At 69.5% G+C, this 10,971-nt stretch carries 12 protein-coding genes; 5 read left to right on the top strand and 7 right to left on the bottom strand.

Annotated features, from left to right (window positions below; genetic code table 11):
• Together C3489_RS36995 and C3489_RS36990 are read right to left on the bottom strand one after the other, a co-directional pair.
• A partial coding sequence (locus C3489_RS36995) for a carboxyl transferase domain-containing protein (protein WP_308460841.1) occupies nt 1-821 on the bottom strand: 821 nt, incomplete at its 3' end.
• 115 nt (nt 822-936) lie between these two features.
• Nucleotides 937-1,125, bottom strand: a complete 189-nt coding sequence (locus C3489_RS36990; protein ID WP_103786527.1) for an acyl-CoA carboxylase subunit epsilon — start codon at nt 1,123-1,125, stop codon at nt 937-939.
• Between the two features lie 254 nt (nt 1,126-1,379).
• Here C3489_RS36990 and C3489_RS36985 point away from each other — a divergent pair, with 254 nt between their 5' ends.
• The gene (locus C3489_RS36985) at nt 1,380-2,372 is read left to right on the top strand and encodes a ScbA/BarX family gamma-butyrolactone biosynthesis protein (protein ID WP_103786526.1); all 993 of its coding nucleotides are present in this window, start codon (nt 1,380-1,382) and stop codon (nt 2,370-2,372) included.
• Nucleotides 2,373-2,529: 157 nt separating this feature from the next.
• On the opposite strand, the gene C3489_RS36980 is transcribed toward C3489_RS36985, so the two are convergent.
• Both C3489_RS36980 and C3489_RS36975 read right to left on the bottom strand, forming a co-directional pair.
• Nucleotides 2,530-3,174 (bottom strand): ScbR family autoregulator-binding transcription factor, encoded by a 645-nt coding sequence (locus C3489_RS36980; RefSeq protein WP_103786525.1) that lies wholly within the window; start codon nt 3,172-3,174, stop codon nt 2,530-2,532.
• A 116-nt stretch (nt 3,175-3,290) separates the two neighbouring features.
• On the bottom strand, nt 3,291-4,010 hold the full coding sequence (locus C3489_RS36975) for an HAD family hydrolase (RefSeq protein WP_103786524.1): 720 nt from the start codon (nt 4,008-4,010) through the stop codon (nt 3,291-3,293).
• A 167-nt stretch (nt 4,011-4,177) separates the two neighbouring features.
• Here C3489_RS36975 and C3489_RS36970 point away from each other — a divergent pair, with 167 nt between their 5' ends.
• Entirely contained in the window at nt 4,178-4,942 is a 765-nt protein-coding gene (locus tag C3489_RS36970; protein ID WP_103786523.1) for an SDR family oxidoreductase, read from the top strand.
• A gap of 71 nt (nt 4,943-5,013) precedes the next feature.
• On the opposite strand, the gene C3489_RS36965 is transcribed toward C3489_RS36970, so the two are convergent.
• Genes C3489_RS36965 through C3489_RS36955 form a run of 3 tightly spaced genes read right to left on the bottom strand, consistent with a single transcriptional unit; the run spans nt 5,014 to nt 7,960 of the window.
• A complete protein-coding gene (locus C3489_RS36965; protein WP_103786522.1) occupies nt 5,014-5,415 on the bottom strand; it encodes a DUF6009 family protein in 402 nt (133 codons plus the stop codon).
• A complete protein-coding gene (locus tag C3489_RS36960; RefSeq protein ID WP_103786521.1) occupies nt 5,412-6,965 on the bottom strand; it encodes a phage/plasmid primase, P4 family in 1,554 nt (517 codons plus the stop codon). Before C3489_RS36960 ends, C3489_RS36965 begins: the two co-directional genes overlap by 4 nt.
• The gene (locus tag C3489_RS36955) at nt 6,962-7,960 is read right to left on the bottom strand and encodes a bifunctional DNA primase/polymerase (protein ID WP_258055118.1); all 999 of its coding nucleotides are present in this window, start codon (nt 7,958-7,960) and stop codon (nt 6,962-6,964) included. Before C3489_RS36955 ends, C3489_RS36960 begins: the two co-directional genes overlap by 4 nt.
• Before the next feature lie 1,377 nt (nt 7,961-9,337).
• Between C3489_RS36955 and C3489_RS36950 the strand changes: the two genes are divergently transcribed.
• The 3 genes from C3489_RS36950 to C3489_RS36940 form a co-directional block, all read left to right on the top strand.
• The gene (locus C3489_RS36950) at nt 9,338-10,015 is read left to right on the top strand and encodes a hypothetical protein (protein ID WP_103786519.1); all 678 of its coding nucleotides are present in this window, start codon (nt 9,338-9,340) and stop codon (nt 10,013-10,015) included.
• A gap of 48 nt (nt 10,016-10,063) precedes the next feature.
• Complete coding sequence (locus C3489_RS36945) at nt 10,064-10,480, top strand: hypothetical protein (protein WP_103786518.1); 417 nt, start codon at nt 10,064-10,066, stop codon at nt 10,478-10,480.
• Between the two features lie 205 nt (nt 10,481-10,685).
• Nucleotides 10,686-10,971: TetR/AcrR family transcriptional regulator (locus tag C3489_RS36940; RefSeq protein ID WP_374936808.1), on the top strand; the 286-nt coding region annotated here is incomplete at its 3' end.

Here is a 10,971-nt window from a genome sequence, read left to right as displayed (position 1 = left end):
TTCCCGTCCGCCGGGACCAGGTCCAGGAGGATGTCGCTGCGGCGGTCGACGGGGTCGTCGCTGTGCACGCGGGGCGCCGCCTCGCGGTTGTTCTGCGGCAGCATCGACAGCAGGTAGCGGACTTCGGCGAGGCAGGTCTCCTCGTCGTCGTAGGCGAAGTGGCACACGCCGGAGGTCTCGGCGTGCACGTCCGCACCGCCCAGCCCGTTCTGGGTGATCTCCTCGCCGGTGACCGCCTTGACGACGTCCGGGCCGGTGATGAACATCTGCGAGGTCTCACGGACCATGAACACGAAGTCCGTCAGGGCCGGGCTGTAGGCCGCACCGCCCGCGCACGGGCCGAGCATCACCGAGATCTGCGGGATCACCCCGGAGGCCTTGGTGTTGCGCTGGAAGATGCCGCCGTACCCGGCGAGCGCGGAGACGCCCTCCTGGATACGCGCACCGGCGCCGTCGTTGAGGGAGACCAGCGGGGCACCGGCCGCGATGGCCATGTCCATGATCTTGTGGATCTTCGTGGCGTGCGCCTCGCCCAGCGCACCGCCGAAGATCCGGAAGTCATGGGCGTAGACGAAGACCGTACGGCCCTCCACCGTGCCCCAGCCCGTGATCACACCGTCGGTGTACGGCTTCTTCGCCTCCAGACCGAAACCGGTCGCCCGGTGCCGGCGCAGCTGCTCGACCTCCCGGAAGGACCCCGGGTCCAGGAGCAGCTCGATCCGCTCCCGAGCCGTCAGCTTGCCCTTGGCGTGCTGCGCCGCGGTCGCCTTCTCGCTGGGACCGGCCAACGCCTGGGCACGGATCTCGCGCAGCTCCTCCACCTGCCCGCGTGTGCCGGCCGGCCAGGGGGCAGTGCTCATCGCCATCTCTGGGCCCTTTCGATCAAACCGCCTGTCCAGTTTCTTCGGTTTGCGATGGAGGCGTGCGGTGGCCGGCTCACCGCCAACTGCCGGGCGCCGCGTATTCCCGCGCCTGCTTCCACCAGTTCCATCCGAGCGTCGGCGGCTGCTCGGGCTCGGCCCGGCCGCGTGCCCGCAGGGCCATCAACACCGCCGTGAGAGCGGCCAGTTCGTCCTCGTCGGCCTGACCGCGTTCCACGCGGAGCAGGTTCTCAGCGCTCTCCATCCGGCCCGTCCCCCTCTTCACACCCTGGAGATGATCGGGCCGAGGACTCGAAAAGCACTGCGGCGTCACTTGAGGCCGGGGCGGGCGGCCCTCGCGTACCGGCGACCGAAAACTGACGTGGAATCAAACGGTCCGGAACGAGTGGGGGCGGAGTGATTCGTACCGCTGGAGATTAAACCGTATGGTATGTATCTTCGCTGCCCTGAGTAACCCGCCTCTCTACTTCACGCCAACGCAGCTCAGGGGGAACAGACATGTCTGCGAGCACGTTCCGCGTCGAGCACACGAGACCCGGTACACGGCACGCATATGAGATACCCACCCAGCGGGGGCGCACCGCCGACTTGCGCTACCCGTCCCTGACCACCACTGTTCCCAAGGAGTTCGTTCATCGGGCCAGCATCGCCGAGGTACTCCTCACCGACTGGCAACGCCTGGACGACACTCACTTCACGGTGACCGCGCAGTGGCCCCGCCGCCATGGCTTCTTCGCCACGGTCGACGGCTGCCACGATCCGCTCCTCGTCGCCGAAACGATCCGTCAGGCCGGGCTGCTGCTGGCCCACGCCGAGTTCGGCGTACCGCTCGGCCACCAGTTCCTGATGTGGGACCTCGCGGTCGACGTCCGTCCGGAGCACCTGCTGGTCGGCACCACGCCGGCCGCTCCCGAGATCGAGATCTCCTGCATGGACATCAACCGCCGGGGCCACACCATCTCGGGACTCCATCTGAAGGCGGTGGTGCGCCGGGACGGACTGGTCGCCGCGACGGCGGCCGCCACCTTCAACTGCACCTCGCCGGCCGTCTACCGGCGCCTGCGGGCCGCCCGTATCGGTGACGGGGTGCCGGCCCCCATCCCGCTGACCAGCCCGGCGGCACCGCAAGACGTCGGCCGCCTGTCACCCACGGACGTCGTCCTGTCCCCCGCGCCGGGAGAGAACCGCTGGCAGCTGAGGGTGGACACCCGGCATCCCGTGCTCTTCGACCACCCGCTCGACCACGTGCCGGGCATGCTCCTGATGGAGGCCGCCCGCCAGGCCGCGACCGCGTCCCTGGGGCACGTGTGCCTGCCGGTCGGCATGATCAACGAGTTCACCCGGTACGCGGAACTCGACGCACCCTGCATGATCGAGGTCCACTCCCTGCCACGGGACGGCGACGGCCGACGGCGCCTGCTCGTGACCGGCCGTCAGGAGGACGACGTCGTCTTCACCTCCACCATGACCGTGGTGCCGGCCACCACCTGAGAACCGAATTCCTCATATCACCCGACCTTGAGTCGCTTCGGTCGCTGTCCGCCCTGCGCACCCTGCTCTGAGCAGGCATTTCGACTCAGCGACCGAAGCGACTGGCCCGGTGCTGCCGCGCCCGGTCGCATACGACACGAGGGGCGCGGCGCGTGCCTCAGACCGCCGCGGCCATCGCGACCGCCTCGTCGGCCAGCCGCGCCCCGCGGTCCGGCGCCGCGTCCAGGCGCATCAGAACCGCCGGCGAGGCGATGGAGGGCAGCAGGTGCTTCAGCAGCACCGAGACCCGGTACTCGACGTCCTGCAGATCGGTCTCCAGCTGGGAGTAGAGCTGCACCCCGTTGTACGCGCCGACCACCATCTCGGCGATCTCGCGCGGCACCACGTGCGCCAGGGTCTCGCCGCGCCGGTGCGCCTCGGTCAGGATGTCCGTCAGCCGCTCGACCCACAGCGTCCAGGCACTTCCGTAGTGCCTGCGGCCGACGGGGTCCGCGGAGAGCCGGGCACCCGCCCGCAGCACGTGGTCGTACTTGAGCCGGTGGGCCACCGACAGGGCGATGTCCACCATCTCCTGGAGCTTGATCTCCTGCTCCGGCAGCTGCTGGTCGGTCTGCACCTCCAGGACGCCCTTGGCCAGGGCCTCCTTGGAATCGAAGTGGAAGTAGAGCGCGCCCTTGGTCACCCCGGCGGCCTTCAGGATGTCCGCCACCGTCGCCGCCGTGTACCCGTGCTCCGCGAAGACCGTCGCAGCTGCCTCCAGTACGGCACGGCGGGTCCTGACCGCTCGCTCCTGTTGGGCCATCGGACCTCCCCTTCAGTCAACCCGCGCTTCGCAGCAGCGCACCAGAACGTTAATAACAAACCGTCTAGGAGGTACCGTAAGCGTCAACCGTATGCGGCACCAGTGTCCACAGCCGTTCACTGCCCCTTTTCTCCGGCCGGCGAAGCCCCCTCGCCGGCCCGGGGCCACAGACGGCCCTCGGCTGCCTCGGCGTCGACGGTCTGCAGCAGCCGCTCGTCGATCGCGTCGAGCGAGGCGACCAGGTGACGCACCCCGGCCTCCTCCATCAACTGCCGCTGGAAGCTGTGCTCGAAGTCGGTCGGATGCCCGACGAAGGCCGTTCCCAGGCGCTGCGCGGCCTCGGCCACCCGTGCCACGTCGTCGATGAACAGCGCCTGGTCGCAGCGCAGCCCGAAGACGTCCTCGGTGATCTCGCGGATGCCGGGGCGGATCGCGTCGGTGCACACGTACTGCGGCCCGTCGAAGAAGGCGGCGAAGTCTGCCAGATGGCGGTCGAAGTGGGTGCGCTGGAGACCGCCGTAGCACACCAGGGACGCACCGGTGGCGCGCAGCCGCTCCAGCAGGGCGCCGGCACCGTCCAGCACGCGCACGGGCGTCTCCTGCAGGTACGCCTTCCGCTCGCGGAAGTACGCCTCCACCACCTCCTCGGGCGTCCCCGGCAGGCCCAGCGCCGACGCGGCGCGAAGCTGCGGCTGGGAGAACACCTCGCGCTCCAGCTCGGCGGTGTAGGGCCGTCCGTGACGCGTCACGAACCGGTGGATGACGGGGCTGAAGGTGTCGTTCAGCAGGACGCCGTCGATGTTCACCGCGATCAGACGCAGATGCCGGAATGCCATCGAAACCGCCTAGCATCAGGCCGCACTTGCCCTCGTGCGGCAGCCGGTGGTGGGTGCATCGGCTCGCCACCGCACATCTTCGGGGCGGGAACCAACAAGGCAATATTAAACCGGACATGCGGTTTTTCAATCAAGTCGTATCAAGACACAGGGGAAACGAGGAAACGATGACTGCTCTGAAGGGCAGAACTGCTCTGGTGACCGGGTCCGGCCGGGGAATCGGCCGCGCCATCGCCCGCCGGCTGGCCGCGGACGGCGCGCTCGTCGCCGTTCATTATGGCAGCGACGAGTCCTCCGCCCGCGAGACCGTCGATCTGATCACCGCCACCGGCGGCCGGGCCTTCTGCGTGCACGGACCGCTCGGCGCGGACGACGACGTCACCACGCTGTACGAGCGGTTCGACCGCGGCCTTCGGGAGCTGGGCGAGCCGACGGAGCTGGACATCCTCGTCAACAACGCCGGTTTCAACGTCAGGGGCGGCATCGCCGACGTCACCCCGCAGGACTTCGACCGGCTCATGGGCATACACGCCAAGGCGCCCCTGTTCCTGATCCAGCAGGCTCTGCCACGGCTGCGCGCGGGAGGGCGGATCATCAACATCAGCTCCGCCGCCACCCGGGTGGCCTTCCCGTCCTCCCTCGCCTACTCCATGGCCAAGAGCGCGCTCGAAGCCCTCACCCGCGCCCTGGCCAAGGAACTGGGCCCCCGCCAGATCACGGTGAACTCCGTGTCACCGGGCTTCGTCAAGACCGATCTGAACCACCGGCGCTGGGCCACGCCCGAGGCGGAGGCCGATCACGCCGCGCTCTCGGTGTTCGGCCGCATGGGGCAGACCGGGGACGTGGCCGACATCGTGGCCTTCCTCGCCGGTGACGACTCCCGCTGGGTGACGGGCCAGTGCATCGACGCATCCGGCGGCACCGGTCTGTGACCCCCTGGGCACGGCTCGCCGCGCGAGGCCGTCGGGCCCGCCCCGGCAGGCCCGGGTGGTGAGAGGCCCGCTCAGCCCGGCAGCGTGGCGCCCGGCCCTCTCATCGCCGACGACGGCGGGCCGCCCTCGGAGCGTTCCGTCTTGCGGCCCTTGCTGCCGGGCGCCAGCGTCCGCGGGTCCACGGCCTCCGCGGGCGCCCCGGTGGCGTACAGGCCGCCGGGGTCGGTGTCGCGGTCGTGCGGCAGCAGCCAGAACACGCGCCGGCGGAAGGTGCCCGAGGAGCGTGAGGGCTTGGCGTGCGGGCCGAGCAGCGCGTAGCCGACCATGCGGCCGTCGCGGTGGTAGGCGGGCTTGCCGCGCCGCGTCGGCAAGCGGTCCAGGCTCTGGCGCACATAGTCGAGCCCGGCTATGTCCTCCAGCCAGACGAGCTCGACCTCGTGGATGATCTCGTCCTCTGCGATGAGGGCGCTCATGCTGTCTCCTCGTCGGAAACCAGTCCGATGCCCGGGTAGTACTTCCGCTGGTTGGACAGGATCATCTGCTTCGGCGACACCAGTCCCACCACCTCACGGACCCGCGCCGCGAAGGCCCGGGACGAGACGGCCGGGGCACCCTCATTCTGACACCATGTCTTGTAAGCCGCGTAGAGCTGTGCCTGTTCCGCCCTCAAGGACGGTTCGACCCGGCACGATTCGCTCAGGAACCGGCCCGTGTGGTCCTCGGTCTCGGCATAAGCGGTCGTGGCGATCCGGACCCGCTCGGGCCCGCCGAGGTCCTTCTCCCCCGCCAGGTAGCGGCGCGCGCCCATGACGAGCCAGTTGAGGATGCCCGGGCCCTCCTCGGTGACAAGGATGTCCGCCAGGTTGTCGATCTTGTGGTCGTCGGCGACGACACGCTCGAACGGGATGAGCCGCATACGGCGCCAGAACGCGAAACCTCCGGTCCCGACCCCGGGCCGGTGGTTGCCCAGCAGCCACAGCTTGTGCGTCGGCGCGAAGCTGAAGAAGTCCTGGCGCATCCGGCGGGCCTTGATGCGGTCGCCACCGGTGAGCAGCTTGACGCGGGCCTCGTCGAAGCGGTCGCCGGGCTTGACCTCGCTGCACACGATGACGCGGCGGCCGTGCAGCTCGGCCAGGTCGGTGGGGTGGCCCTCGTAGGGGCGGGTCATCAGAAAGCCGGGCGGCGCGGCGTCGGCGTAGTCGCCGAGGAGCTTCATCAGCACGTCCAGCAGCACCGACTTGCCGTTCTTGCCGGAACCGAACAGGAACGGCATCACCTGCGCGCCGACGTCACCGGTGATGGAGTAGCCCAGCAGCAGATGCAGAAAGTCGATCATCTGCGCGCCCTCGGGCCCGTCGCCGAAGGTGTCGGTGAGGAACCGCTGCCAGCGCGGGGTCGGCACCGTTTCGGGTGCCACGCTGGTGGAGCGGGAGTGGAAGTCCTTGTTCGGGTCCGGGGCGCGAACCAGGCCGCTGCGCAGGTCGACGATCCCGGCGGGCGTGCACAGCGCGTACGGATCGGCGTCCAGCAGCGTGGCGTTGAGCACCATGCCGGGCGCGGACTTCGCCTGCAGGAGCATCGCGTTCAGCCCGTTGGTGCTCAGCGCGCGACGCCGGTGCTGCTGGAGCGCGGCCGTGCTGTGGATGCCGCGTGGGTCGGTGGCGGCGATGGACTCCGCCAGGTCGCCGGCCGCCCACAGCACGGTGTCGTCCTCGTCGCTGTGCCAGCGGGTGCTGTCCCAGCGGTACCAGCCCAGGCCGGGGACGTAGCGGTAGTCGTTGGCGTAGAGCCTGACGAACAGTTTGGCGTTGCCCCGGTCGGAGAGCGTGTCGGGCAGCAGCCCGACGGCGGTCGCCTCGCCGCCCGGCACGGGGTCGTCGCCGACCGTGCCGTCCGCGACACCATGGTCCTCGCCGAGGCCGCCGCAGGGCTCCTGCGTGCGCTGCGGCGGTACGGACTGGGCCAGGATCTGGGTGGCGACCGCCTGGGCGTCGAAGAGGGTGTGGTCGTCCTCGGGGCTCATGAACGCCCCCCGAGGGAGAGCGGGCGCGACCGGCCGGCGTTCATGCCGCCTCGGATGACGGCGCTGTAGCGGCGCTTCTGCCCGGGCCTGGCGTGCGCGGCCGCCCGGGTCAGGGCGGCCAGGGCCGCCTCCTCGCCGAGCAGGCCCGCGGCGACGAGCCCTCCGGCGGTGTAGGCGGCGCGGTTGAGCTTCTCCGTGAAGCCCGCTCCCTGCGGTACGGAGGCGCAGGCCGCCACCTCGGCCAGCAGGGCCCCCAGAGCCCGTTCTGCGGGGCTGTGGCCGCCTCCTGCGGCCAGGACCGCCTGCCGGGCGCGTGGGGGCACCGGACGCGGCGCTGGGACGTGCGCGGGCGGCAGGTGCCCGGTGCGTTCCAGCTCGCGGGCGAGCCAGTCCGGCAGCGGTGCGGGGTCACGGGCCTGCCCCACGGGTTCGTACGCACCGGCCTCGGTGACGGTGCCCGGCGCGACGATGTAACCGCCGTGCGCGCGGATGTCGACCTGCCAGGCAAGGGCCCGGCCCGCGCCGGACCCGGCGGAGCTCTGCCACCGGTGCCGTCGAGGGGCTCGGTACCACACGTGCAGGCCTCCGGAGGGGGTGCGCACCCGGAGGGTCGTCTCGTCTTGCGCGGGGCTTGTGGCGCCCCTCAGGGCGGCCAGGACGCCGAGTGTGTGGAAGCCGTTGGCGAGACCGGTCAGGTCGACCGTGTCGGAGATGGCGATGCCCGGCAGCAGCCGCTGCCGGTCGGGCAGGTGACGTGCGTGCGCGTCGACGTCGACGACGACCAGGCCGGCCGGGCCGCAGGAGATCCCGACGCCGAAGCGGGGGTTTGCGCCCCACCACTGCTCGATCCGCGCGAAGTCCAGTGTCGCGGAACGGAACCCGTGACACCAGCGCCCCTCGGCCGGGCAGCGGCAGCCCTGGTGCGTGTGCCCGGGGTCCCGGCAGGCCGGACAGTTGCCCGCGGGCGTCTTGCGCCCAGGGGCCAGTGGGTGCACCGGCCAGCCCCGGCCGGCGCACCATCGGGCGATCGCCAGGGACCGCGCAACGCCTCGCCGAGCGAGAGCGTCGGGTAAGTCGCTGCGTGAAAGGCCCAGTTCATCGGTCATGTAACTCCCCCGTCAGCGACCGAAGCGACTCAACAGCAGGCACAGAGTAGCGAAGCTGTGGTGACTCGCGTACGGGCTGTGAACAACCGCTTCCGGATGGGCCGTCAACATGAGCGACCGTGCCGACTGGGCACAGCGACTCAACAGCTTTCGGTAGCTGTCTCGGTAGCTCGACAAAAGTGCAGGTCACAAGCCCGAGAAGGGTCTATTAGCGACCGTAGCGACTGTAGCGACCTATCTATGACGCGCACACGCGCACGCGCGAATGTCTTTATATACCCGACGGTGAGTCGCTTTGGTCGCTGGCACACCTGAAAAGGTGCCTTGACCTGGGGTTTTGTCAAGCTACTCGGAGAGCTACCGAAGCCGTTGGGTCGCTGTTCCTTCGGTAGCTGGGCGTCAACTTCGCTCCAGCGGGCGTCTCTAGCGACTCTGGAGGGGGGTGCTGACAGCGACTGAAGCGAGCGTGGGCGGCCGAGGCCGCTGCACCGGGTGCTGTTGCCCTGAATTGCCCCGAAAACAGGGGCTCTTGCCGTCGCTCACAGGAGTCGGTGGCTGAGCGCGCTTCGCGTGCGGCGCCGTGGCCGGCCATCCGTCGTGGTCGGCACCGACGCTGCTGCGTCTCGGGTGGTGACGACCGTGACGTCCACAGAAAAGGCGTGGCTGATGCCGGTGGGTGGTCGAGGTACCTCCGCCCGAAGAGGGCCGGGCTGCGGGCCGGTGGGGGTTGCCGTTCTGTGGTTGCGGTCGAGGTGCGGTGGAGGATCGCTCAAGCCGGGAGGGGAACGGCCGTCGTCCCCCGGGGTTGCTCTTTAAGAAGAGGCGCACGCCGCGATATGCCCTCTGACCTGCTGTTTTGCGCGGATCGATGTGTCCCGGGGAGCACATTTGGGGTCTCGAAATGTCAACCTGGCCGTCACATTCGAGGTAGGAAGTCAAGCAGCGCTTGATTTTTTCCACAGCCCCCGGACGCTCGCAAAGCCGCAGGTCACGGCGGTGCGCCCGAAGCCGGGAAGACCCTGTCGCGGCGAGTCGACCTTGATCGAAAAGAGTCGAATGTTCCGCAATAAGGACACTGGAAATCAACCCACGCTTGATTTGTGTCGCCGAGGCCGCTAAAAAATCAACGAGCCGTTGAGTTGAGGGACCCCCGCGCGACAGGCTGCCTCCCTGGCCCGGCCCCCGACGTGCCGAGGAGTCCAAAAGACAAGCCCTGCTTGATTTTTCGGCTAGTCTCTGGACCGCCTGAGTAACGAAGGAGGTCCTGTGACATCTGATCCACCAGCACGACGGCGGCCACGAGCCGTCCCTGACACCGCATCCGGGGACGCCGGCTTCGACGACCTGCTCCAGGTCCTCGGCGAGCAGCTCGGCGAAGCCACCCAGAGCTCCGACCCCAGGGACCGCCGCAAACTCAAGAACGTCACGTTCGAGTACGAGCCCGAGCACACGGCCGTACACGACATGGCCGGCGGCGCCGGCTACAGCCTGGCCTCGAACTGGTTCACCCAGCTCCTGGCCCAGCTCGCCGTCGCCAACAGCATCACCAAGTCCCAGCTGTGCGTGTTCCTCTACGTCGCCGGCGGCCAGCAACGCGGCACCGGCATCGCCCAGTACACCCAGCAGGAGATCACCGACGGCCTGAACAAGCTCGCCGCGCAAAAGGGCGGCAAGCGCATCACCCGCTCCACGGTCAACCGCGCCATCAAGGCCCTGGTCGGCTACAAGTGGGTCGAGCAGCTCGGCAACGGCCTGATCCAGCTGAACGTACGCCTGTGGTTCCACGGCAACAGCACCGCCCAGCACGCCGTCCTGGAGAACCTCGCAGCCCAGCACGACCGCGACCCCGAGGCCTTCCCGCACTCCATCGGCCCGGACGTCCAGCAGGACCAGCTGGACCTCGATTTCACGCAACCGCCGCACTATGGGAGGCGGACCGGGTGATACATATGCACCGACCCCCGCGCCACGCCGGACAAGGAAGGGATACCGATGGCTGAGGTGATGTCCCCGATCGTGTCGGAACGCATCTGGGCCCTTCCCGTCTCCGGGGCCACGGTCAAGTTCCTGCAGTACCTGCTGTACCGCTCCGACTTCGGCGGCCGGCTGCCCGTACGGCAGAAGGACATGGCCCGCGAGTACCGGGTGACCCCGCAGGCCATCAGCAACCTGATCGCGCCCCTGTGCGAGCTGAACATCGTCCTGCGCCCCAAGAACGGCGACGGCAGCAAGGGCAACTCCTACCGCCTGCACCCGCTGGCCGCGAAGTACGCCGACCTCGACGACATGGAAGCCGCCTTCCGCTCGGCCATTGCCAGCATCAAGGCCGGTGACCTGCCCAACCTCAAGCTCCCCGCCTACGCCGCGGTACCCCCCGCGGAAGGCCGCCCCAACCTCCAGGTCGCCTGACCCGGACCGGAAAATACAGGGCCCCGCCGGTCATCCGGCGGGGCCCTGTGCCTGAGTAAGAGGTCGTACCGGCACTATACCCACGCCCCCGCCCCGCACGCTCGCCGACCATCACGCCGCAACAGCCCCCGGCCCGCCCCGGCCGGCCCCCCCTCCCCCGGGCAAGCCGGACGCCGTCGGCCCGCGGTGCGCGACAATGAGTCGTATGCCCTCAGCCACGTCCCACGCGTCGACGCCTCCCGCGAGCGCAGCCGCCGGCACCTCCGAAACCGGCCTTGGCCTGCGCGAACGCAAGAAGCTGCGCACAGGCCAGGCCATCCGGCAGGCGGCCCGTCGGCTGATCGACGAGCGGGGGTACGACAACACCACCACCGAGCAGATCGCCGCGGCGGCCGAGGTCTCCCCGAGCACCGTCTTCAGGTATTTCCCCAGCAAGGAACACATCGTCCTGACGGACGGCTACGCCACCTCCGGCATCGAGCTGCTGCGCG

Source organism: Streptomyces sp. Ru71, assembly GCF_002920535.1.
Taxonomy (GTDB): domain Bacteria; phylum Actinomycetota; class Actinomycetes; order Streptomycetales; family Streptomycetaceae; genus Streptomyces.
The sequence above is the reverse complement of the archived record's forward strand: the minus strand, read 5'-3'. Positions and strand labels throughout refer to the sequence as shown.